This window comes from Mesorhizobium sp. M0771 (assembly GCF_040320155.1).
Classification (GTDB): Bacteria; Pseudomonadota; Alphaproteobacteria; order Rhizobiales; family Rhizobiaceae; genus Mesorhizobium.
The window spans coordinates 376,540-399,896 of record NZ_JAMYPC010000002.1 but is presented as its reverse complement, the minus strand read 5'-3'; the positions used below and the strand labels follow the sequence as shown (position 1 = coordinate 399,896).

The 23,357-nt window shown below is 57.4% G+C and carries 23 protein-coding genes and 1 pseudogene; 16 read left to right on the top strand and 8 right to left on the bottom strand.

The window, feature by feature from the left end; all coding sequences use genetic code 11:
* Positions 1-203: 203 nt before the first annotated feature.
* Positions 204-1,463: a hypothetical protein gene (locus NKI05_RS05470; RefSeq protein ID WP_352792261.1), complete on the top strand. Its 1,260-nt coding sequence runs from the start codon at positions 204-206 to the stop codon at positions 1,461-1,463.
* Positions 1,464-1,713: 250 nt separating this feature from the next.
* Here the strand turns inward: NKI05_RS05470 and NKI05_RS05465 are convergent, their stop codons facing one another.
* Positions 1,714-2,313, bottom strand: a complete 600-nt coding sequence (locus NKI05_RS05465) for a hypothetical protein (RefSeq protein ID WP_352792260.1) — start codon at positions 2,311-2,313, stop codon at positions 1,714-1,716.
* Positions 2,314-2,431: 118 nt separating this feature from the next.
* Between NKI05_RS05465 and NKI05_RS05460 the strand changes: the two genes are divergently transcribed.
* Positions 2,432-2,671 (top strand): helix-turn-helix domain-containing protein, encoded by a 240-nt coding sequence (locus tag NKI05_RS05460; protein ID WP_352792259.1) that lies wholly within the window; start codon positions 2,432-2,434, stop codon positions 2,669-2,671.
* On the opposite strand, the gene NKI05_RS05455 is transcribed toward NKI05_RS05460, so the two are convergent.
* Together NKI05_RS05455 and traA are read right to left on the bottom strand one after the other, a co-directional pair.
* Entirely contained in the window at positions 2,668-2,865 is a 198-nt protein-coding gene (locus NKI05_RS05455; RefSeq protein ID WP_352792258.1) for a helix-turn-helix transcriptional regulator, read from the bottom strand. The genes NKI05_RS05460 and NKI05_RS05455 overlap by 4 nt on opposite strands.
* Before the next feature lie 128 nt (positions 2,866-2,993).
* Complete coding sequence (gene traA / locus NKI05_RS05450) at positions 2,994-6,041, bottom strand: Ti-type conjugative transfer relaxase TraA (RefSeq protein ID WP_352792257.1); 3,048 nt, start codon at positions 6,039-6,041, stop codon at positions 2,994-2,996.
* Positions 6,042-6,213: 172 nt separating this feature from the next.
* Between traA and NKI05_RS05445 the strand changes: the two genes are divergently transcribed.
* From NKI05_RS05445 to NKI05_RS05435, 3 genes are all read left to right on the top strand, one after another.
* A complete protein-coding gene (locus NKI05_RS05445; RefSeq protein WP_352792263.1) occupies positions 6,214-6,540 on the top strand; it encodes a conjugal transfer protein TraD in 327 nt (108 codons plus the stop codon).
* Position 6,541: 1 nt separating this feature from the next.
* Positions 6,542-6,790 (top strand): conjugal transfer protein TraD, encoded by a 249-nt coding sequence (locus NKI05_RS05440; RefSeq protein ID WP_352792256.1) that lies wholly within the window; start codon positions 6,542-6,544, stop codon positions 6,788-6,790.
* A 331-nt stretch (positions 6,791-7,121) separates the two neighbouring features.
* Complete coding sequence (locus tag NKI05_RS05435) at positions 7,122-7,748, top strand: Ros/MucR family transcriptional regulator (RefSeq protein WP_502898755.1); 627 nt, start codon at positions 7,122-7,124, stop codon at positions 7,746-7,748.
* A 253-nt stretch (positions 7,749-8,001) separates the two neighbouring features.
* On the opposite strand, the gene NKI05_RS05430 is transcribed toward NKI05_RS05435, so the two are convergent.
* Complete coding sequence (locus NKI05_RS05430) at positions 8,002-8,238, bottom strand: hypothetical protein (protein ID WP_502898757.1); 237 nt, start codon at positions 8,236-8,238, stop codon at positions 8,002-8,004.
* A 48-nt stretch (positions 8,239-8,286) separates the two neighbouring features.
* Here NKI05_RS05430 and NKI05_RS05425 point away from each other — a divergent pair.
* The 4 genes and pseudogenes from NKI05_RS05425 to NKI05_RS05410 all read left to right on the top strand — a co-directional run.
* Positions 8,287-8,598 (top strand): annotated as a pseudogene (locus tag NKI05_RS05425) (Ros/MucR family transcriptional regulator); the annotation flags it as partial.
* A 618-nt stretch (positions 8,599-9,216) separates the two neighbouring features.
* Complete coding sequence (locus NKI05_RS05420) at positions 9,217-9,441, top strand: helix-turn-helix domain-containing protein (protein WP_352792254.1); 225 nt, start codon at positions 9,217-9,219, stop codon at positions 9,439-9,441.
* Positions 9,442-10,133: 692 nt separating this feature from the next.
* Entirely contained in the window at positions 10,134-10,601 is a 468-nt protein-coding gene (locus NKI05_RS05415; protein ID WP_352792253.1) for a hypothetical protein, read from the top strand.
* On the top strand, positions 10,562-11,782 hold the full coding sequence (locus NKI05_RS05410; protein WP_352792252.1) for a hypothetical protein: 1,221 nt from the start codon (positions 10,562-10,564) through the stop codon (positions 11,780-11,782). The genes NKI05_RS05415 and NKI05_RS05410 overlap by 40 nt, the downstream gene beginning before the upstream one ends.
* Positions 11,783-11,892: 110 nt before the next feature.
* On the opposite strand, the gene NKI05_RS05405 is transcribed toward NKI05_RS05410, so the two are convergent.
* Positions 11,893-12,921, bottom strand: coding sequence for a hypothetical protein (locus NKI05_RS05405; RefSeq protein ID WP_352792251.1), 1,029 nt, complete (start codon positions 12,919-12,921; stop codon positions 11,893-11,895).
* Positions 12,918-13,829, bottom strand: coding sequence for an alpha/beta hydrolase (locus NKI05_RS05400; RefSeq protein ID WP_352792250.1), 912 nt, complete (start codon positions 13,827-13,829; stop codon positions 12,918-12,920). The genes NKI05_RS05405 and NKI05_RS05400 overlap by 4 nt, the downstream gene beginning before the upstream one ends.
* A 269-nt stretch (positions 13,830-14,098) precedes the next feature.
* Between NKI05_RS05400 and NKI05_RS05395 the strand changes: the two genes are divergently transcribed.
* The 3 genes from NKI05_RS05395 (at position 14,099) to NKI05_RS05385 (ending at position 16,873) form a co-directional block, all read left to right on the top strand.
* Complete coding sequence (locus NKI05_RS05395; RefSeq protein ID WP_352792249.1) at positions 14,099-14,941, top strand: hypothetical protein; 843 nt, start codon at positions 14,099-14,101, stop codon at positions 14,939-14,941.
* A gap of 7 nt (positions 14,942-14,948) precedes the next feature.
* Entirely contained in the window at positions 14,949-15,947 is a 999-nt protein-coding gene (locus NKI05_RS05390) for a radical SAM protein (protein ID WP_352792248.1), read from the top strand.
* Between the two features lie 620 nt (positions 15,948-16,567).
* Positions 16,568-16,873: a hypothetical protein gene (locus tag NKI05_RS05385; RefSeq protein WP_352792247.1), complete on the top strand. Its 306-nt coding sequence runs from the start codon at positions 16,568-16,570 to the stop codon at positions 16,871-16,873.
* Between the two features lie 596 nt (positions 16,874-17,469).
* Here NKI05_RS05385 and NKI05_RS05380 read toward each other — a convergent pair.
* Positions 17,470-17,790 carry a hypothetical protein gene (locus tag NKI05_RS05380; RefSeq protein ID WP_352792246.1) on the bottom strand — a complete coding sequence of 107 codons (321 nt, stop codon included), beginning with the start codon at positions 17,788-17,790 and terminating at the stop codon, positions 17,470-17,472.
* 227 nt (positions 17,791-18,017) lie between these two features.
* On the opposite strand from NKI05_RS05380, the gene NKI05_RS05375 reads away from it, so the two are divergent.
* Positions 18,018-18,629 (top strand): VldE C-terminal domain-containing protein, encoded by a 612-nt coding sequence (locus tag NKI05_RS05375; protein WP_352792245.1) that lies wholly within the window; start codon positions 18,018-18,020, stop codon positions 18,627-18,629.
* 96 nt (positions 18,630-18,725) lie between these two features.
* On the opposite strand, the gene NKI05_RS05370 is transcribed toward NKI05_RS05375, so the two are convergent.
* Entirely contained in the window at positions 18,726-19,943 is a 1,218-nt protein-coding gene (locus tag NKI05_RS05370) for a hypothetical protein (RefSeq protein WP_352792244.1), read from the bottom strand.
* Between the two features lie 1,160 nt (positions 19,944-21,103).
* Between NKI05_RS05370 and NKI05_RS05365 the strand changes: the two genes are divergently transcribed.
* Genes NKI05_RS05365 through NKI05_RS05355 form a run of 3 tightly spaced genes read left to right on the top strand, consistent with a single transcriptional unit; the run spans position 21,104 to position 23,343 of the window.
* Positions 21,104-21,967 carry a trypsin-like serine peptidase gene (locus NKI05_RS05365; RefSeq protein ID WP_352792243.1) on the top strand — a complete coding sequence of 288 codons (864 nt, stop codon included), beginning with the start codon at positions 21,104-21,106 and terminating at the stop codon, positions 21,965-21,967.
* A gap of 25 nt (positions 21,968-21,992) precedes the next feature.
* Positions 21,993-22,262, top strand: coding sequence for a carboxypeptidase-like regulatory domain-containing protein (locus NKI05_RS05360; RefSeq protein WP_352792242.1), 270 nt, complete (start codon positions 21,993-21,995; stop codon positions 22,260-22,262).
* Position 22,263: 1 nt separating this feature from the next.
* The gene (locus tag NKI05_RS05355; protein ID WP_352792241.1) at positions 22,264-23,343 is read left to right on the top strand and encodes a trypsin-like peptidase domain-containing protein; all 1,080 of its coding nucleotides are present in this window, start codon (positions 22,264-22,266) and stop codon (positions 23,341-23,343) included.
* Positions 23,344-23,357 lie beyond the last annotated feature (14 nt).

The window sequence follows — 23,357 nt, the reverse complement described above, 5'->3', positions numbered from 1 at the left end:
TTGTTCTTCCGTGAACCGTGAACGCTTCATTCGTCCGTCTCCTTGAGTGGGACAGACTCTACCAAAAACTGGAGGAGCTTCAGGGTCTCAGGTCATTCGATCACCAGTCGATTGCGTAGGTTATGTCTAGCCAGATTGAGCATAGTGCAACTAGCCCAATGAACCGCGTTGACAGGCGGCACCGGAAACAGGCCGAATAGATCATGGCAAAGTTCAGTGAAAAGCAGGTTCATGAGCATCTATACAAAACCGGCCTTGAAGCACTTATCCAGGACAGCGTCGAGCTCGACCAGTCCCCTGCCGAACCTGATTGCGATGAGGATGGAGAGGGCTTTCAGCTCTGGCGCATCATCAAGGATCGTGCGCTGGGTAGGCTGCGGCGGCTACATCAGTCAGTCCGCTATGGAGAGTTCATAGGCAGTAATCTCGAACTTCCAACCGATCATACGCGGCCCATGGAGCTCGATTTACTGGGTGTCCATGAAGATGGCCTCTTCGTTCTGGAGCTGAAAGTCGAGCGCTCGGCCGAGCGCAACGCGTTCTCCGAGCTCTTTGCCTATAGCAACTACATTGCGGGTATGTTCGCCCTGTCCGGTCCGCAGGACATTGCGAACATTCTGGTAGCCAATCTCGATAACAAAATCACCGGGCAGGCCTTCCTCTATGATCTGCTGATCAGCGAGCGCGACATTATCGTTTATCGTCCCGTGTTCCCGACCGGGGAGCTGTCGAGCATGCAGCTGGAAATTCACATCCCGAGCGATGGTGATTTCCGGCACTTCACTAACCAGCTTCTCTCGCACGATGCCATGGGCTGTGTCGTCATATCGTTCGATGATTTGCCCGGATGGTTCGACAGCGAGGAAGAAGATGGAAGCCTGAACGATTGGACAAGGAAAAATCTCGCAGGCCTGAGCGGCTATACCGCCCAACTCATGGAAGCCGAGCGCCTTCATGGTTTTTGCTTTATCCGAAAGCCGTGGAAAGAGATCCCGCGCTACTACCGCAACAGTCTTTTTATCTGTGCCCTAAATCCTTTCAACCTCGCCGAACCCACCCGTACAAGCGCGTTTCTCGAAAAGATCGACGAGCGACATCGTTCAAATTTCCTGGAATACCCACAGCTGGGGTTCGACGGACGGCTCATCCGCATCGCGCAGCGCGCCCTAAAGGACTGTCTGACGCACAACTATCGTGGCGAGGTGGAAACCCCTTATTGGGGGGGCATAGTCGAATCTTCGCAAGAGGTGGTCTTCACTCACAACTTTGCATTTCGGCCGACTGGGATGATGCGCGAGGCCTATGTGGGCTATCTTAATAGAATCTACGCCTGCAAAGCAGTAGGTAAGGATCTCGGGGAGGATGTCTCTGTCGTCAAAATTGAAGAGATCAATAACTGGATGCGCGCCTGGACGTTTATGGAGAGCTGCGGCTTTCATAGCGGACATGCGGCTGACGGATGACTTTTTCGTAGCAGAATCCGATTGTACGCCCGGGTGCTAAGGGTCTCGGCTCCGACACCTTCAGAGCAAACGAGGGCACGGCGCACTAAGGGAGTGCAACGCGGTTTTCTGACGCGAAAACAGATCGCTCTCGACGTTGCGCTCAACCCCGCGTTCCACAAAGCGCTGCGCTCCCCTCACCATTTCCGTCCCGACCATATCTGCATCGGGATAGAGTCTTCGAAATCGCTCAGCGCCAAATCCCCGTATATTACGGGGTGAGTTTGTTTCTCTTCTCCGTGTTAATGGACAACGCGGAGCCACGCCCCAAACGATGGTTGCCTGCCTGCTTTTCAAGATCGATCATTTCGGTCGCAATCGCTTGATATCGCCGACAGTACGCCTGAACGACGGATCGCTCAGGTCTTTCAAGCGGCGGGCTCCCGGCGATTTTCTTCAAGTCGTCAAGTACCGAAGCAATGTGCGGCCAGGGAAAATCTGTCGGATCGTCGATGTCACGATCTGCACCGGCGATGATTTCCAGTTTGGCAACAACGCCCAGAAGCGTTCGTGCCACTATGTGGGGGAGCTTGTCTTGAAGCTTCAAGGCCGCTGTCGTGGCCTCGACTTCTGCCTGGCAGGCGATCGAGTATCCGACCCTGCCGTCCGTTATTTCCGGGCCTGCAGAGTCGAGAATGCGCCTCTCTAGACGCTGTTGAAGTCGACAAAGGACCTGCGAAACATGTTGTGCCCGCAGCCAGTCTCGCAGAAGTAAAATCGCGGGGTCTGGATCGCATGACCTGACTGAGTCTTTGGGGCCTCGGCCATGGATGACGGAAGGCGTAGTCGTGCTATGGTCGGAATCAGCCATGATCCGAGCTCCGATAAGCTTAGGCGTGGTCAGACGCTGGACGTGGGCGCACCACTTCCAACGATCGTTTCCTAAAACAAGCATATTTGCACTTTTTGTGCAACAGGGCATTTGAACAATGAAGGTAAGTGCGGCCCAGATTCGTGCGGCTCGTGGGCTACTCGACATTTCTCAACAGGAACTGGCGGATTTATCCAAAGTTAGTGTGAGAACCATCGTGCAGTTTGAACGAGGTTCGAAAACCGCGTCGGAATCAATCCTTCAAGCGCTGAAGCTGTCACTCGAAGCAGCGGGAATCGAGTTCATCCCAGAGAACGGCGGCGGCCCTGGCGTTCGTTTGTCTCGCAATCAGAGCTAACGCTCGCTTCGCCATGCAGCTGGATCGTCAACCCATCGATTTACATCGGATTCGCGCCAGCCCGCCCCGTTGATGCTTATCTTGATCTGAGGCGGGAACGTGCCTTCGGCGATCTTGCGATAGATGGTCGAGCGGGACAGGCCGGTCCGGGCAAGGACGGTTTTGAGGCGTACGATACGATCGGGCTCGGACATAGCTTGCCTGCACCTCAGTGGTAGTTGCTGATTTCTGCTGGGACAGACAAGACGAACTCATGCCGGAGGCAATCAGGTTTGTCGCCCCAGCCGGTTGCGGAGTGGAAACGGCGGCAAATCGGCATGCCTTAGATCCCAATGCCCCGCCCCTTACCGATGCCATGGCTGAAGGCGAGTTCGGCGCCCAGGCGACGACCCGAATCCCCGTTGATGCCAAGCTCGCGTTTGCGGTTTGCCAGTAGGGATTCAAGTTGAGGGTCGCGTTCAAGGCTCTTGGCCATATCGGACATGGCCGAGCGCGTTGACTTGTAGCCGGACATGTCGCCGGACTGATATTGCTCCCGTCCGGTACGGTCGAGCTTTTGCCAACGTTCCACGAAACGGTCGGCGCGGCGGCCGGGATCGATGTCCATCCCGGTGCGGATTTCCGTTTCAAGCTGGAGAGCAAGCACGATGCGGCTGACGCGGCCGGCGCCCGCCTCCCGGACAAGTTCGGGATTTTTCACATAGGCCGCTTCGGCATCGCGCCAGCCATGAGGCCGCACCTTCTCGAAAGCGTTGCGCGCATCCCTCAGTTCGCGCATCTGCTCGGGACTGCCCTGCCCGTCCGCATTTGCGTTGTGCAACATCGCGTCGAGAGCGTGCGCATGACGCACAAGCGCCTTCGTGCGAGCGCTGCGCAACGCCGCTTCCGCGTCCACCGGCACATTCGTGTCGCGCGGCACTCCGGCGGCAAGATTTCCTCTGCCGGGCGTCCGGCCTGCATCCCCGATCTCCGCTCCGACACCTTCCCTTCTCGGCCCAGGTCCACGTCCCTGGATGGACTCACCGTCTCCGGGTGAGCGCAACCCATCCAGCGGTCCACCGATCCTGTCGCGCAGCTTCTCCGGAACGATCCGGCGCACGATCTCGACCACGCGCTCGCGGAACGTGATGCCGCGCCGCTCGGCATAGCTCTGCGCCGGGTCGATCTGCTCGTAGTCCGACGCCATGTCCTTGGCGCGGTCGCGTGACAGCGTACGGACGAGCCGCTCCCGCGTACTGAAGTCGTCGCCGCCATAATGCAGGTCCATGCTGTCTCGATGCCGCGACAGTGCGACGTAGCTGCCATGCGCATCCATGCCCGGCGTGGCGAGCACATGGGTGCGGACGACGGTCATGCCCTGCGCCTTGTGAATGGTCGCGGCATAGCCGTGGTCGATGTGCGCGTAGTCTTTCAGCTCAAAGCGCACCGACCTGTGGTCGTCAGTGCGCACGGTCATGCTCTGCGTGCTGACCTCTTCGATCACACCAATGGTGCCATTCTTGACGCCGAGCCCGCGCTCGTTGCGCAGGAACATGACCCGGTCGCCACTGGCGAAGTTTCTTGCACCGCGTTCTACATCCAGCTGAACATCGTGGCCGAGATCGCCGGCAGCGCGCATGCGCTCGCGCGCTGCCTGGTTGAGTGCGCGCACCTCGTCGTTTGTGTGGGTGAGAATGATCCGGCTCGCTTCGGGGTCTGCCTGCCTGTCGCGATCCCAGCGCGCAACCAGATCGCTGCGCGCGTCGTCCCGAGTCGCTGTCTGATGCACCATGCCTTGCGCGTCGTAGGCGCTGATCGCGGCGCCGATCCTGCCGGTCGCCAGATCGCGCGTGGCATCGCGCTGCCAGTCCTCGCGCTGCCGACGCACCTGACCGATTTCAACGCCGCCGTAGCGTTCGTGAATCGAGCGGAATGCAGCGCCGGCCTCGATCGCCTGCAACTGCTGCGGATCGCCGACCAGCACGACTTTCGCGCCGACGTCCGCCGCATGGGAGAGCACGCGCTCCAACTGGCGCGTGCCGACCATGCCGGCCTCATCGATCACCAGGATATCGCGCGTGGTGAGCAGATCCCTGCCCTGTCCCCAGCTATGCTCCATACTGGCAAGTGTGCGTGACGAGATGCCTGAACCGCCTTCCAGGTTCTCGGCGGCAATGCCGGAGAGTGCGGCACCTAGAACCTCGTAGCCCGCCGCTGCCCATGCCTGGCGCGCAACGCCCAGCATGGCGCTCTTGCCCGTTCCGGCAAAGCCGACAACGACACCAAGACCGCGGCTATTCGTGATGTGATCCAGTGCATCACTCTGCTCGCCTGAGAGAACAAGCCCGCGTTGCGCAGCCCGCGCCAAGGCTGCCTCGCGATGTGCGTCACTCACCGCGTGTCGCTCGTCCAAATCGATACGCTCCGCCGCGCGGTGAAGGCGCTGTTCGGTCTCGATCATCTGCTTGGTGGTGAAACGGTCTTCGCCGCGTCCGTCTTTGCCGAGCTCGACCAGATCGGGTGCGTTGCTGATGGCTGCCACCACCTCATTGAACTGCTCCATTCCATCGCTGTGGCGATGAGAGAACTTCGCAATGTCTTTTCGGGTGAAGGTCGATTGCTGATGGGTGATGGCATCGAGCGCCAGGTTAGGATCCGCAATGATCCGCGCGCCATTGTTGCGCGCGATCTCGCGATGCAGTTCGGCGCGGTCTGCTTCACTATCGCCGGCAGCAAGACCACTGTCCTCGATGCGCTGGGCTGGCGCACCAATCTGGGTTTGCGGTTCCAGGGAAATGCCCTGCGCTTCCAGACTGCGATGATCGATGCGGGCGTCGATGTCGAGTTCGGCCAGGCGTTCATTGGCCAGTTCCGCCCACCGCTCGCGCCAGCGCTCGACCAACTGGGTAGCATTCCAGTCTCGAACCTTTGATCCAAAGCCGTTCTCGTCCACGGACCGCATGGTGAGCATGACGTGGGCATGCGGCTTGGGGCTGCCATCCTCCGCCCGATCCCAATGCACATTGAGATCGGCGACCATGCCCTTGCTCACAAACTCATCCTGCACGAAGTCCCGCGCCAGTTCGATGCCTTGCGTCTGGCTGAGTTCGCGCGGGAGCGCAAACTCCACCTCGCGCGCGAGCTGCGCGTCCTTCCTGACCTCGAACGCCTCGACATCGTTCCACAGCCGTTCGCGGTCGCGCCAGGCCGCCGGTGCATCCTCCGGCAGCATCACCTCGGAATGGACAACACCGCGCTTGGCCGAAAAATCATGGCTGCGTTCGATGCGCTCGTCGCGCAGCCGCGAAGCCGAGCGGTAGGCGGCCGATGCCACAGCGCTCGAGCCTGCCTTGCGGCCAATGACCTTGACGTGAAGATGATAGATCGCCATCGCGACCAGATCATTTGCACGTCAAACCGCACATCGGCACGACGTATAAGCGCGCCCTCCCTCGAAAAATTCTCGGGATGGACCAGCCCGTCCCGGGCTGTCTCGGCAACCCTGAAGCCTTCCGGCGGACGCTCAAATATCATCCAGAGATCGACAATCAATGGAGACAACCATGCGTAAACCACGGGACTTCGACGCGGAACTGAAGGCGCTGGAAGACAAAGCGCGCGAGCTCAAAACGCGCAAGGTGCAGCAGCTTGGCGAACTGGTGATCGCCACCGGTGCCGATCAGTTCAGCACCGACGAACTGGCGGGTGCATTGGTCGCAATCACTGAGACGAAAGACACGGCAAAGCGTGAGGCATGGGCCAAGCGTGGAGTGATGTTTTTCGACAGCAGGTCCCGGCGAGCTGCTTCGGCATCTGAGCGCAACCGTCGCGGCGCTCCAGCACAACCGGGCGGCTCACAATCGCCGGCAAGCGGCACGGGCTCGCAATGACATGCGCACGTGGCACGTCGAGCGCCGCAAGCGCACCCGGCAGCTCATCGAACTTGGCGGTCTCGTCGTCAAGGCAGGCATCGTCGAGCTAACCAATGACGATCGCGCTACTATCTACGGCGCGCTGCTTTGGATCGCCGCCAAACTGCAGAGCGATGAAGGCGAGCACGCGCGGGACTTCTGGGCCGCGAAGGGAAGGCAGGCGTTCGGTGGTGAACGGCGTGAAGAGCGGATGGGACGGCGAACTTAGCCACAGTTGGCGCGAGCAGCGGCCGGCATGAAGCCCGAACAGCAGACTTCCGCCGGTGCGCCAGCGCCGACGCCGCAGTCAAGCGCTGGCGGAGGAGGCTTTCGCGATCTTCCTCGCGACCGGCGACAATCTTCTCTCGCGAGCCTTGATCAGATGGTGAAGGGCGCAAGGCTTGAGTTGGCGAAACTCGTCAAAGCACACGCTGCCCTATGAGCAACTTCAAACGCCAGATCGTGTTCCCCGCGAAGCCCCCCACGCTCCACAGATGCGATCATCCCAGCTGATGGGACGAGAGAAGCGAAACTTACTCTTGTCATGTTGCACAAGAGAGGTGGATTTTACGAAGAAAGGTACTATTTGCGTCGTGGGCACGGCAAAAAATGAAACGTCGCTCAATTCATCCGATACAAAAGAGGGAAATTATATGACCACTGCTCTCGAGCAAGGCAACAAACTGGATACCGTGTCGATAACGGCTGACATTGTCGCGGCTTATGTGTCGAACAATCCAGTACCGGTTAGCGAGTTGCCGAAACTAATCGGCGACATCCATGCCGCCCTGAATGGCATCGACACGCCGGCGGTAGAACCTGTGGTAAAACAGGAGCCGGCAGTTTCGATCAAGAAATCGGTAGCGCCTGACTTTATCATCTGCCTGGAAGACGGAAAGAAATTCAAGTCGCTGAAGCGCCATATCAGTGTTCGCTACAATCTGAGCCCCGAGGGATACCGCCAGAAATGGAACCTGCCGGCCGATTACCCGATGGTCGCACCGAACTACGCGGCCACCCGCTCGGCATTGGCTAAGGCATCGGGCCTCGGGCGCAAAGCGACTGCGGCCACACCTGCCGTGGCAGAAAAGCGGAAACCGGCCATGCGGGCGGCAGCAGCGAGAACAACTGTGGCTGCAATCAAGTCGCCGGTGAAGAAGGCACGCAAGGCGCGGGCCAAAGCGTAACCTGCTGAATGTGACAGAGGCCTGGGCTGCGCCTGACCTGAACATGGCGAAGCCCCGCCTTGCGGCGGGGCTTCGTGTTTGTCGGGTCACTCTGCGGTGCGGCGGGAACTTTGTGCGATACGTCCAGGGTTGGCTCTGAGAGCTGGGGCCTGGAGGCTTATGCCGGGCACCGGTCGTGCGCGCCTGGCACCTTGTGGCCGGTAAGGACGAACCGGGCTCATTGAACCGGATTCGCCGGCGCGTCACTGTTAGGTCAAGCTGCCATCCAGGATGACTGCATGGTCCTTGCGATGGTGCCGATCTGGTTCGGATCGCCGAGCCTGGGGTCGTTTGGCTGGATGCCCGATCCAGTCGGAGACGTGGCCGGATCGAACCCGGCCATGGCGGCGACCAGGGTTGCCACGTCGGAATGGTTTAGCACCTTGCCGTCGCCCGATTTGATCGTCTCGACGACATTGCCCGGCCCGGCGAACCAGCCGTTTACCGTCACCTTGTCGGTTGTTCCCAGCACCGAGACGACGAGGTTGTCGCCCTGCTGGTCGCTGAGCCGCAAACTCCCGCGGTCAACCCGAAGAAGTCGGTGACGCCGGACTTCATTATCTGCCTCGAAGACGGCAAGAAGTTCAAATCACTGAAGCGGCATCTTAGCACGGACTTCGGCCTGACACCGGACGCGTATCGGGCCAAATGGAACTTGCCGCACGACTACCCTATGACAGCTCCGAATTACGCCGCTCAGCGCTCGCAACTAGCCAAGTCCATCGGACTTGGCCGTAAGGCTGAACCCGTCGCACCAGTCAAGAAGGCACCTGGGAAGCGGAAAGCCAAAGCGCAATCCGCCACCACCTGACGTGACGGAAAGACTCAGCTACGTTCGGAGAGCGGCGGACCTGAAAAGGACCGTCTGGCCGGCGCCATTCGGGCAACCTCCCAGCGAGGGCGCCGGCCTTTTTCCTAGCGGGGCGGCAACCGATACTGTCATCGGGCGCTTGGCGATCATCGACGACGGCCTCGGCTCCCAACTCGTGCCGTAGTAACCGAGCGTTCATCCTCTGACTACTCCGTCACTTATAGATTGCGATATGGGGATGAGATTTCGAGAGTAGTTCGTCTCGTGTTTCTTGCGCTCGCCCCGCCCAGCCTTCTTGGCTGGCTCAAACTCGCCGAAAGGCGTCGCCTCGTCCAATTCGTCTCCGACATCAACCCAAGCACTAACGGGTCGAGGCGATGGGAACGGAGATCGCACTCCTCATTTTCCGGTTGGCCCGGGTCGACCGACCTTGCACTCTTTGTTGGCAGTTGATCCGATTCTATCCAGGCATATCCTCTGCTTCTACTCACTCGCTCAGCGGCTTTTATTTTCGATGCGCATACCCACTCATTGCCGCGCAACTGCATGATCCAGGGTTTGGGAGCGTGCTTGAGCCTGCTCACATGTTTCCCGACGTCGGACATTTTGGAGAGCTTGATGGACAACAGGAAGTTTTTGACAGCTGAGGAAGTGTCGGAACGCTATCGCGGCAGCATCTCTCTTGGAACGCTGCGAAATTGGCGAGCCAAGAGGATTGGACCGGCGTACGTCAAGCTTGGCAAAGCCGTGTTGTACCCAATTGAGGAACTAGAGACGTGGGATCAAAAGAATACAGTGGCGTGCCGTGGGTCAAAGCGGATCAGCATGAACGGTGGGGAGTGAGCGTGACTAGTGACGGAGGAGCATCCAATACCGCCCCCAGAAGTCGCTCCTCACGTCGCCCTGAGGCTAGTTTCACAGGATGGCGTGGAGCATCAGCATAGTGCCGCCACAAGGCGGGATGCGGCCCGGCCGCCCCCGACGAAGGGCGCACTATGGTAATTGACGCCCCGCCGGCGAAGCGCTTTGCGACCCGCAACGTCACGGTGGCCGAGCGGCCCATGTAAGTTTAACCACGATCGGACGGAATGCGGCGTCTCCATCAATCACCGTCTGTAGGCGAGTTTCGAACCGGCTGAGTACGCTGATCGCCTCTTGTCGTTGCCTCTTCTGGGCACTCTCAAAAACCATCCCAATGAACACTGTCCGCTCATAGAACCGCAGCAACCAACCGCTTCGGATACCCGGACTGTCCGTGACCTTTGCGTAGCGGTAGTCAATGATATCGGGCTCGGCATGCGCAGTGAACCGCACACCTCTCTCCCGGCCAAAGCAAACAGGGGCCTAATAGAAATATCCGCCAGCTCAGACCAGCCAGCTCGCGGCTGGCCTAACTTCGAGGTTGAGCGTGGAATCCGACCATTAAATTTCTTATCTGACCACGGTTTCGATAGTTGCAACAACTTGTCTTGTGAAATATAATTTCCTTGAAACCCACAGAATATTAATTCTGAAGCGTTCTTCGGGGGATATCAATGGCACCGCCAAGCAAGCCTGCCGGCAGCGGTCGTGCAGTACCAAAGCGTGGCCCTAAGAAGGCAATACTCACGACTGCCGAAGCCATCAAGATACACGCGGCAGCGATCGATGGGCTCGCGTCAGCAATCGCCGCAAAAGGCGGAACCCACCCACTCAGTGAGGTAAGCTTTACTTTTCACAATCTCCCGCCGTTGACCGTAGCCCAAATTCTTGCCGCACTGCGTGGCTTCTTCAATATGAGTCCAGACGACAAGCTGAACGGCGACGATAAGGTTGCTGATCTCAATAGGGGTGGGCCGGCGTTTTTCGTATCGGGGTACGAGGATCTCGACAACCTCCCGCCGTTTCGCAGTCGCGGGCTCAGCCTCACTGCGGAAGACATTGCGAACGTTGTCACGGTAAAGCAACTGGTGGGGGTCATTTTATGGGGATTGGCGCACGCACAGAAAGCTGGCGACAGCTGAAGCATCTCGCCAGTGTGGCTTGCCTCACAGGCGTCTTGAGCTTCAACGGGCTCGGGGACGGGTTTGCAGCGCCTTCTCAGCAAAACGGTCAGGCTGAGCTGAGCCGTTTGAAAGCTGAAAATCAGCGGCTGAAGGCCGAACTCGCGCGCGTCAACGGGATACTCAAGACACAGAGCCAGCCGCAAAAAGCTGCCGCGGCTGCGGCAGACGACTTTCCACCGCTGGACCCCGCCGAGCTTGCAAAGAAGCCGAAGCAGAAGATTTATGTGCGCAAGGATAAGCTCAATGCGCTCTACTATTTGTATCCGCAGGCCCCTTTTGACGCGAAAGGCGCCTCGGTCACCTGGTCAAACGACTATCTTAAAGATACCCAATCTTTGGCTATCCAAGGGTTCGTCAGCTATGTCCCTTATGCGCCCTACAGCTTCCATGCAGGAGTTGATGGCGACCCATCGCTAAGCCAAGTTGTCGTTCCGCTCCAATTCTCGCGCTATGCAGCGGGTCCTTATGTCTACGGAGCCGGGACGATAGGTTCGCCCAGAAAAGTTGGCGAAAAAAGCGCGCTGCAGGTCGGCCTCGACAACCAGTTCGAAATCATCGGCGGTGGCGTATTCAACCTACAAACGCTGGGGATATCACCCTACTACCAGACCGATTTTCGCGGTGAGGCTTCAATCTACGGTCTGACAGCCCTGTGGGAGCCCTACAAGCCTCAATGGAGTCTTGGAGGCACTCGCGACAATGGTGAAAGCCTGGTCAGCATGTACTGGCGGGCGATTGCAGAGACCGACGTGTTCCGCGTGGCCAAAGCTGGAGAGACGTCTTACACAGATGACACCAATATCGCCCTCTTGGGCGGCACCGTTTCTCTGAATGGTGTCCTTTTTCAGAACATGCCTCAGGTTGGCGCTGCCTTGTGCGGGCGCATCAGCTTTAACGCTCAATATCAGTATTTCTGGGACGCGGTCTCCGGGGACAATTTGCACAATCTGCACGGCGAAGTCGACTACAACCTGGGCGGAAAGAAAAACTATGCAACGCGACTTTGTCCGGACAGCCCGGCCAACGCGTCGGGAACTGTCGGCACGACCGCAGTGGCTCTGACCTATGATGACGGGACCGACAAGGACACGCGGGAAAAACGGAAAAAGCTCCAGCTGCAACTGACGTATCAATATTAGACCCTTAGTCGGTGTTGATTGGGGACATAGGGGCGAATGGGCGCAATTGTTTTGGCCGCCGCGGTACGCCGTAAGGCCATCAGCTTAACACCGTGGCCAGGCCCTACGCTTTAAGTGCGCTTACCCCGCCGTCCCGGCAGACTCGCCCTGATAATTGAACCATCAGCGTCCCGCAGGCTGTGAAGCGCCGTCTCGATCGCAGCATCCAGACCCTTCGTCGCCCCATAGTAGTTCTCCAATGCTTCGGCAAGCGTAGCTCTAGCCGTGACATGTCGGCCGCCGGCTCCAATCACAACCGCGTAGAGTCTAATGTCCCCGTAGATGCCTGACCAAGGTTCGTTGAGCCAAACCTCACCACGACGGGATGTTGTGATAACGACTGAGCAGAGATGCTCGACCGGGTCGGGTTCGTTGTGGTCCGGAACGAATGTCTCCTCATCGGTGCAGATGACTGCCTGGACTGTGGTAGCTGGGCAGCCGGCTACGCCAAGTTCGAACGCCCAGTTTCCCTTCTCATCCGGCCGAAACTGATGGTTGAGAAACCGTGCCACCAGCCGGGTCGGTTCGAAAAGAACAACATACTCGGCGCTATCAAGCCTTTCAGTGGGCTCAAGGACCATCTGTACGCTGTCTGGGCCGTGCATGATTGCAACCGTCTCGGCGGCCGACCTGAATGCGGCAACCAGAGAGCGCCCTAGTGAAATTGCCCTGTAGAAATTGACCGCGCCCTTGCGAGCTCCGAAGTTCGAGATCTCCGCGATCGTCCCAATCGCGAACGGGACAATGTCAGTGATGCCTCGGGCAATCTCGTGCGAATTGCAGGAGTTGATGTAAACTAACTTTGGCGGAAATGCTTGGAGGAGCGTCTTGACCGCCTGTACGGTTAGGGCGACTTTCGTCTCATAAGAGGTCGCCAAGAACACATGCCCTGGCTCACCGTGAGCCACGATATGCACGACCTCCGCCTTATGCATCAGTATTTGGTTCTCAAGCTCCTCAAACGGAAGCGCAGGAAGGAAGGCGAACTCTATCGTGCGATCGCTTCCCGGCACTGTGATGCGCTGCAGTTCAGTGATTTCCTGCTCCAGCCGCAGTGACTTTTCATTTTCCGGATTGGAGGCGATAAAAAGGACCTTCATTTCGGGTCCTCCCGGAACGCCGAGACAATCTTCTGGGCAACCGCGAGGTCGGTAAGGTAGCCGGCAATGCTGTGGTGGTTTTCGGTAAAGTTTTTGACCTCACCGTGGTTTTCGATTGGCCGGTCCGTCGTGAAATCGTCGGGCGCAAGACGATTGAGAGCGACGATGTCATGGACATCATATGCGTTGAACCAATTTTCAACAGCGCCAGGGATGGTTTTCGGCGTAGGCAGTCGATTGGCGACTGCGCGCATGGCGAGCGGCGAACCCACTGTCACCAGCAACGGCACCTTTCCCCCATGGTCTCGGAGCACATTAAAAGCGACCACCGTACCCAATGAGTGGGCTACCACGACGGTTGGCTGATTGGAGAGCTCCTTCCTCACGACGGCATCGATTTTGTCGCGTATCCCGCGATTCACGTCGTGCAGCAGGTTTTCGATCGTCAGCGACGAAACCGCAGGGAACTTCCGATCTAGCGCGCGAACAACTTCTATAACCCACCACCAATTCTGCGGACCGCGTGTGTTGAAATCTCCCGCCGAGCGCGCCTGCATATCGAGGTGATGAGCTCCCCCAGGCGACGGTGATGGCGGCGCGGCGGGCTGTAACTGGTCCGGCAAGAGGTCTGGATGACGTTCGCCGATCTCACTCGCAAATTCCTTGAGGAAGCTATCGTAGCTGTCATTAGATCGCTTGCTTAGATCAGGTGCCGTAACGGGCACTGCGCTCGTCTTCGACAAAGTTTCAAGTAGGTCGCCGTAAAACGGGACGCTCACTACCTCCGTCTCGATAGTTGGAATCTTCAGCCTTTTCAGTGCCAAATTTAGCGCTTCTACCCATTCGATGCGGAGTTCATCCGAACTCCGCCCTTGTTGAGACCGCCCGTGTATAAAAAGCAACTTCATCTGCTACCCCCATTTCAAATCCCCGCCGCTATCGACGAATACTCTCCTCGTTTCGTCATATCCGGCTTGTTCACAGCATGCGAAAAGTCATGATCCCCGCAGCACCAGCTACATGTTGCATGAAAAGTCGCGCCGATCTACGCTGACAGGGGGCGATGATCAGCAATTGCTTATTTGCTGAACTGACGATCAAATCGGGCATAGGGGAGCCTCGGTTTGCAGTCAGGCTTTTATTTTTCAGTGTATGCTCAGTTTTTGGGGAGGGACAAATGTGGCGTTTCAAGTTCTTTGTAAACGAGTACCGGTTCCGAGCACTGTGGACGGCAGTATGTATCGTGATAACGGCCGTGGTCGTTTGGGCTTTTGCGGCCGTCGTCAATCGGCCACTGGAAGCGGCGATATTGAGCGGTGTTCTCGCATCGTTGGCGACGAGTTCAATTTTTTTGATGACCGATAAGTACCTTGGTAAATCAAGGCTTAACCTCGAACAGGTCTACTCGAAATTGGGTGAAATCAGCGCCCACGTGCAATCGATTCGGCGTCTTGGGATTAGAGACATCTCGAGCCGCGCAGAGTACAATGACGAGTTTTGGAAAAGCACCATCAGGGCCGTGAGGGACACCGCGTCCCAGCGAACGGAGCTTATCATGGTCGGCAGAACGCTTGAAAAATGGACCGGTGAAGCGTTCGCGCAGGACTTTGCAGAAGCACTAATAAGGGTGCTAAATAAGGGCGGGTCGGCCAAGCTGATTACCCTAAGCCCCACCGGGCGGGTAGCAGAGGCGACTCGCAAGCATTCCGATCGTGATGTCACCCGGGGCGCTAAAATGTTGGATGAATTTATCGAGACCCGAGTTCTTCCGAAGGTAAAGGACGCAAAAAGACGTGAACGCCTCGAAACACGTCGCGTCGATGACATTCAATTGACTTTTACAATGTTTAAGTCGGATACTATTTTATGGACTTCTCCTTATCTTTCATTGGCCGACACTTCGGGGAACCTTGCAATATCACTCGAGCCCAACACTCCCCTCGCCGCTGTAATAGTCAACGATTTTCGCCGGTTGTGGGAAGCCCATCAGGTCAAACCTGCTCAACTGTTCGGGCGATAGGTTGACCATGGCCCACGCTAAAGCCTCCGAAATGTCTGCTAACGCTACGCCGCACGTGCTACAAATCCTGCACAGTGAGCAAGCCTACAAGTCGCGAAGCTGGGATTACGAAAAAGGACACAGGATTTTGCTGGCCTTGCGAGGACAGGTCCTCGAAGCGAGTGTTTTTGAGCATTATCTCGGGACGAACAAGGTCAAAACTGTTGTCGAGCTCCCGACCGGCTACGGCTGTCAGATGGCCTGTGCTCATTGTGCGTCAGGAGCAATCCGCGGCGCCGTAGCCTTGAGCGCTGCGGATCTCCTAAGCATCTATTCAGCTACCTTGGCTTCCACTGGAAATCCTGAACATGGCTTGGTGAGCCTGGCAGGTATCGGCGAGAGCTCGCTGAACGCCGCAAATGTCCTTGCCTTCGCAAAAGCTCTCAAGGCTAACTGGCCGGAGCGGTCGATCACAATGACTACCGTCGGAATTCGCCCGGCTTTCATCACCAGAGCGAATGAAGCCGCTACGGACCTCAACCTGAAGTTTCTACAGGTCTCGTTATTCCACCCCGACAACGCCCGTACACGCCAAATCCATGGCCAAGCGTTCCGGCATTACGACATTGGTGAGGTGCTGCGGGCGGTCGAAGCAGCCACATCGATTCACGTGCGCTTCAACTACGTACTTCTAAAGGGTGACAACGATTCGCCGGCCCATTTAGAGCACTTGCGAACGCTGCTCTCGCCTCTGGCTAATCGAATTTCGCTTCGCATATCTCGTCTGAACGAAACCGACACCAGTCGCAGCAACGGACTTTTGCCAGGTTCTGACGCCGATGTTCTTGCAGCCGCGGAACTATTTCGCGGCGCCGGCTTCAACGCCTACGCGTTCTTCAGCAGCCGCAACGACAATATGAACTGCGGGCAATTGGCCTGGGGTCACTATCGCGAAAACAACTCTCCGCGTGTTGTGATCTCAGACCCGACAGCGCAGTTGGCACGAATGGAATTTGAAAGCGCCTGACCCCTAAACGGCCCTCTCAATTGGCAGGAACAAACGTCATGTTTCTCACGGGGACTGCACTCTCTCACGAAGCTGCAGTACCGAGAAGTGTACACCTTCTAGCGCAGCCTCAACAGGGCCATTGGAGCGCTGCCGGTATGACAGTTATCCAAAATACACGATTAACAGCCGCCTGCGATCTGCGATATCGCGGCAGCATCTTTCTTGGAACGCAGCGAAATTCGAGAGCCAAGAGGATTGGATCGGCGTACGTCAAGCTTGGCAAAGCGGCATTACAGCCAATTGAGGAACTTGAGATGCGGAATCGAAAGCAAACAGTGGCGTGCCGCCGTCATCGCGAGTCAGCCTGAACGGCGGTGAATGAGCGAGATTGATGGAGGACGAGCATCCAATCCCGACCCCACAAGCCGCTCCTCACTCTCTTGGCAATAAGGATCTTTCCAATATCTTTGAATGAGATAGTGGGCGCCGAGAGAAAGTTCCACAACGAGCCCGCTCGATACCCGTCGGGCATGCTAATAGCGCTGGCCTAGAAAATCTGGGGCGCATGAGCAAGGCCAGCTTCGCGACCGCTAGTCACGTCTGATCCACCTTCCTCTGTCTTTTCTTCACCGGATATTATGGTAGCCGTCACCAGTCCACACGCCGCCGCGCACGAATCGAACATCCGGGCTACCCTCAGCGGATTGCTCGCGATCTATGAAATCGACCAGCCATTGGCTAATATCAAACCTGTCAGGTCAATTGCGATTTTCGACGACGCCCTGACGGCCGGCACGCATTACCGGGCAATCCAAATCAAGCTCTCGGCGCGGTTCCCTGGCGTTCCAACCTTCGGAATGTTTGGCGCCCGCAGGGTGGCCCCACCGCCCAGGGATGGCTGGATCAAGCAGATACAGGATTTGCTCGGCGGTGTCGACGACTAGCATGGCATGTACTCTGCGCGCGGAGGAGGCATAGCCAGTGTCTACATCCTAATCCAGTTGTATTCGTCCGTTGCTTTGTATCCACACCGTAGGCATGTGGCAAACAACTCCGGGTCCGGGGCGGATCCCGTTTCATGCCACGGATATTTTGACACTTTAGCGTACACTAGCCCCCCTCTGCCGCACCCTCGCCGGCAAATGCATTTTACCAAGAGATGCGACGGAACGTGTCGTGCATATTGAGGGATAGGCAAATCGCGTAGCTCCTGGTTTGAGAAATAAAGTAAGCAGGCATAAAGCGCGGTGGCGATATCACGCAAGCCTCACGATAAGGGCAGACGTCGGGCGCGCGATCTCCTGTTTGACCGTCACCAATTTCAGGAAATTAGAACTCTCGTAAAGCGCATGCGTCTACTTCCGACTAGGCTTGTCAGGGTTCATTTCCATCCGCCTGCTTTTTACGCTGCATCAGCAAGGCTGTCGTCGAAGGTCACGCGGTCTTGCTCGGCTTGTTGCGCTGCTGGGCGACTTTGGGTCTGTAAGCGAGAAAATTCTCGGCGCGCCTTCGACGACACGAAGCTCTCATCAAATCACGCTCATTTTAAATCTCGGCGTTTTGCAAATGACTGGAAAATCGCGGACTCCCCTGTGATGGCCCCATCGTCCATTAGGGACTTCATCATCTCCACGGCATTCCGTTTCTCCTCCTGCGTTAAAATCCCCTCTCCCTCTTGCATGATCACCTCTCTAAGCAGTTCAAAAACCTTCTTGTCATATCCAACGGGATCAGAATTAAGCTCCGGGGCGAAATCACCAACCAATTCGGCCAGAAGCCCAAATGCATGCAAGGCATGACTTCCGTCCGCAACTGGGACAAATTGACCTTTTGGAACACTTAATAAATTTTGTAACAGCATTCACTTCGATCGGAAATTATGCATTCATCTCAGTCAGACAGGTTATCTTTCTGCAGCTTTTGGGTCTAGGGCCCCGCAATGGCTATCAAGTTGACATCAGCCTCCATGTCAGTTGCCATCAAAATGGAAGGCCTGGCGGCTGAGTGGCCCGACATAATAACCTTTGAGATTGAAGTTCTGGAGTGATCGTCGTCCGGGGACGTCGATTGAACAAGGAGGCGCGAACTATGAATGAGGGATCTGATCTTTTTCCTGAAACTGAGGCTGTGCCACGGCCGGCAACGGACATTCCGGATTCTGAACTTGCTCATGAAATCGGCGATGCGAGCGACGCGGACCTACACGGCGACCCCGACGACCCCAGCCCGGTTCCACCACCGGGTGAGGCTGCCGCAATGTCGGACTGGCGGGTTGCCAAGAGCCTTTTGACATTGCGAGCGCAGGTGAATGCGTTGGCCCCGGCTCGAAGCAAAGCAAGCGATGGGACGATCGGGGATCCGAGCCATCAATCGCGCGCATCTGACCACAATCCGTGGGTTAATGACGGGAACATTGGGGTGGTGACAGCCATGGACATCACAAACGATCCAGAGCATGGCTGTGGGGCCGAAATGATTGCTACCGCAATCCGCAATACCAAAGATACGCGCGTCAAGTACATCATTTGGAATCGGAGAATAGCTAACTCTTCAGCGGTCGGTGGCGCAGCGGCTTGGGGTTGGCGCGACTACCACGGTACCAACGGCCATACGCATCATATTCATATATCGGTCAAACCCGAAAAGGCGAGCTACGATAGCGAGACGCCATGGACACTTCCAGGAACTCTGGTCGGCTAGTTTGGCTGTCTTAGCGGTGGTGGGGGGCGTGCGGGTCGTCACCCCACTATTTGCAACAGATTGATTGCCCGTGTCTGGATTCGCCACCGGTGGAGTTTAAACGATCTTGCTGAGCTTGCAAAAATGACTCTGTTCTGAGAACTGCGCACTTTTCAGAATATTGCCCGTTTTTGGGTCGACGAGAAGGTAGCTTACTAGCACGCCACCGCGCACGTAAAACGGCATCTCCCCGAGAAAAGTCCAGATGTTCTTTTTTGTGTAGACAGTGCCTACTGTCGTGTTGACCTGCAGGATCAACGCCTTGTCCCCTGCCTTGAAGCGATCGGATATTGTTTTTTCCTCAATGATGTACGTCAGCAAGGGGAAGCCTTGGGCGTCTGCAACCATAACGGCGGCTATTAAATCGGTGACAAGTTTTTGAGCCGCCGTGACCGCGAGGCCGGCCTTTTCATATGCTTCGGAAATCTTCTGAAAGCGCTCTTTTCGCCCTATGTCTTGTTCGCGTGCGGACAAATCCGCGTAAGCTATGGTGCTCCTTTGCGCCAACTTAAGCTTCTCCACCGAGGCCCGCTGCGGCCCGTTCACTTTCTCAAGGAGGGTGGCCAACTCGCCATCTGGAGTAGGCGGTGCCCATCTGGCCGGATACCATGCATTAATCAATTTACCAACCACCGCCACTGCGAGAAAATCATCCGTAACGCCCGTCAATGTTACTGCACTGGTGGTGTAATCAGTCAGGAAATAACTTCCAAGCTTCACACCAAAATCGAAAATTGCGCCGGCTGCAGTAAATGGAACAGCTGACTCTTTATTGTCGTCTGGCTGCCTCGCATTCTCCAATACCTCGGCATTTTTTTCCAGGTCTTGAGCTAGGGCAATCTCTTCATCGGAGCGAGAAAAAGCGATTATGATTTCGTCAATCAATGCCTGAAACGCACGCCATCGGCCAAAGGTAGGACGCTGGGTTCCTGCAAATACAATAAATCGGCCATCTGTTTCGAGTGGTGTAGCGCTGACCTGAGCGGCAATTTTCTCGGCAATCTCTTGCAAGATGCGGGCCGCAAGTAAGGTCGCTTCGCCGGCACCCGAGCCTTGTCCCGGGCTGATGGTGCCGGTGGCCGCAGTGGATCCGGCAACAGTCTGGAAAAGTGCTTTTTGCGCAATCGATTCGGCCGTGATCGATGCAGCCTTTGCGTCGGCCGCTGCCTTTAGCGCGTTATAGTTTGCTGTCAACGCAGATGGTGAGGCTAGTTGCGCCTTTAATTCCTCTATCTGTCGTCGCAAATTCGTCAATTCGTCAAGGTCGGCACTCATTTTATCCTCATGACGATCACATAGAAATTCGCTTCGAGCGACTGATCACATCATCGCCACGTTTTGCCTCTGCATGCTAACATTAGATACGCGCGGGTAACAGCGATCGTTGCGATAACCACCTCAACAGGCGGGGAAAGCGGACTTGATGGCAGGTCGCCTTCTTAATTTTCGCAATAAGGTCCCCGCCTGTTCTATGCCTCCTCTGTTCGACGGCCGCAAAGTCTTTCGATTTTGCACCCGACTCTGTTGCCCCATTCGCAATGTTGCGACATCGAAGGGGAAGCAACTTTGTGTTGGAGTGGTGCTACTGCGGGCACCAAATATCTTCGCCACAAAGGGAGAAGCGCAATTACCTGTAAGCGGTGCTTTACAATGGCAGCGGCTTGATTGTGATCGCAAAAATCCGCGGCCCCTGCGAGCCATCAGTGTGTTACCGGTCGCGCTGGGGAAGACGACGTATGGGTCAGCGTAGCATGGTCCGAAAGCAACCCCAATGTGGCTCTCGGAGATTTTCTCAGCCTCGCGCCTCCAAAGCCGAACGCGGCCGGCGACAAGCTACGCTCGCCGTCGGCAAAGTTTAGCTGGCGGGAGAACGATGGCGTGGTCACGGACAGCTTCGATGTCACTGACAGCAAGCTGTGGGGAGGGATTCAAGTTTGGAGCAAGGCTTTGATTGCTGCTGTCCCCAACTCGCAGATCTCAACCCCACGCATCAGGCTCTGCCAAGATCGAGCACTTGATGTGTCAAGCCCAGGGGTGATCCATTGAGGTCACGTGGGACAGGTCTGACATCTCATCGCCACGATCAAGCCCGGGCAATGCTCGAACTACCCCTCGGAGGCACGAAACGGTCCATCAATAACAATATGTGCCAGTGCGGCGGTCAAGTCAGAGCAGAAATGCGGCACGCTCAAGGTGTGATGATCTCAATCCCTCAGATCTCTCCGGTTCGACAACGAAAGTGCAGACCCAAGCGCTTGTCGACGATGTCGACGCGCCGTTTCAAGAAATCCTCGTTTGACTAAGTCTTTCTACACAACTCATCTGGACGCGAGGGTCATTCTGCGCGAAACTTGTTTGCGTAGGGGAACAGACTTGGTGCAGACGTCGCAACGCACTTAGCGAGAAATGTCGCCAGGCTCGACATGGGGGTGGAAATGGTCAAGGTTAAATCTGTTTCGAAACCGGCGCGTCCACTAGAATCGATTGAACTTGCGGCGGTGCCGCCAGAACCGCAGCTTCCGGGGGCCGCCGGCAGCCTCGGCGGCAACAAAAGCCTGGCTGAGAAGCATGTGGTGGCCCATGGCCGTCGCTCCGCTCTCGAAAGCATTTTAGGCGACACCGATGACCGAACCCGCATCCTCGAAACGACGCTGACTCCATGGCGTCAGATCTGCGCGCTCGAAATTGAAGGCAAGGACGGTCAACGTTTTATAGGCACCGGATGGTTCGCAGGCCCGCGCACGCTGATCACGGCCGGCCACTGTGTCCACCACCCCGATCTCGGCGGCTGGGCCGAGCGCATCACAGTCAATCCCGGTCGCAACGGTGACACTTTGCCGTTCAAAGGCGCGGTCGCGACGAGGGTTTCGGCCATCGATGCCTGGACTGGCAGCCAGGATCCCGATTTCGACTACGGCGTCATCCATCTCGACACCGATTTAGGTAGCGAACTAGGTTGGTTCGCCATCGACGCGCTGGGCGATGCGGCGCTGGCGCGGCGCATGGTCAACATCAGCGGCTATCCACTGAAGCCCGGATTTGGCAAAGAGCAGTGGTTTCATTCCAACGGCGTTTTGCGCACCACGCAGCGGCGCATCTTCTACGACGTCGACACCACCGGCGGGCAAAGCGGCGCGCCGGTCTGGATTTGTCCTGACGGCAGCGATACGCCGCTGGTCGTCGCGATTCATGCCTATGGCGTCGGCGGGACACCGTCGAACCTGCAGATCGAAGCGAATTCCGCGCCGCGCATCACCGCCGACGTTCTCACCCTGATCAAGGGTTGGGTGGAGCAATAGCGCGAGGGCGGGTGGAAAGGGCGGCATGTCAGGCGGTGGACGTATCGGCAGGCAACATCAGGTGGTGGTGCGCGATGCCGGCGGTCGGCCGGTCGCCGGAGCCCTCGTCGAGGTGGCGCGCGGCACCGCACCGGTTCCCGAGGTTGGACGCGTGACCGATGCCGAAGGGCGCCTATGGCTGCATCTGCCCCCCGGCAGCTTCACACTGCAGGCCGAGACAGCCACGGGTGAGAGCGGACAGGCGCAGGCCGATGGCGAGGATGATTCGACCATCGAGATCAAGGTCAGGAAGTAAAATGAACGGCTCCGTCGATTGGGATGCGCTCACGGGATTTCAATTCAAGCTGCTCTGGAAGGCGATCATCGACGATTTCACTTTCGTCACCCTGAACGCTGCGCTCGTGGCCGATCTGGGGAGGCAGCCTTTAGCCAACTATGCACCGCCGATGGCGGACTACCCTGCACAGGCGTTTGAGCTCATCCAAAAGGCCAAGATGCAGGGATGGACGCGCGAACTCATCGACGGTCTCGTCGCCGCTAACCCGGGCGCACCGCGGCTGCGCCGCTTCCAGGAAACGGTGGGATTGACCGCCGACATCGCCAAGCCGGCACCAGCAGGCTGGAAGCTGCAGGATCTGTTGAATCCCAAGCAGGATTTTCTGAAACCCGATGGATGGCTGACAAAGCTCGCCATGCTGCGGCGGCGGGTCTGTCGCATCGAGCATGTGAACAGACCTGCCGACAAACCCGGTTTTGGGACCGGCTGGCTTATCGGTCCCGACCTTTTGATCACCAATTATCACGTGATCCACACTTTCAAGCCTGCCGCCGGTAATGGCGCCGATGTCGCCGGCGTCACCTGTCGCTTCGACGTGACCGAACCGCCGACCACTGGCAAGGGTCGGGAATGCAAATTCGCCGCCGATTGGTTGGTCGACGGTAGCCCCCCAGGCGCTGCGGAGCGAGAAGAGGGCACGGCGGCGCCTACGGAGGCCGAACTCGACTACGCGGTCATTCGGCTGGCCGAGGCCGTCGGCGACGATGAGGTCGAGCAGAAGATGGCACGCGGACAGGTCGATTTAGGGACGCACGGCGCCGCACCCGGTCAGAACGATGTGCTGCTGGTCGTTCAGCACCCGGAGGGATTGCCGCAGCGTTTTGCATTCGGCAACGCCAAAGATTCCCTCAAACCCGAGGACCTGCGCTTACAGCACACCGCCAACACACTGAAAGGTTCTTCTGGATCGCCCGTGGTCAACATCGATCTCGCCATCGTGGCGCTGCATCAGGCCGGCGGCGACGGCACCGGCAACCAGTGCGTGCCGATCGAGCGGGTCGCGGCGCGGCTGGCCGTGAACGGCGTGCTGCCGGTTTGAATGGGGCGCGGTAA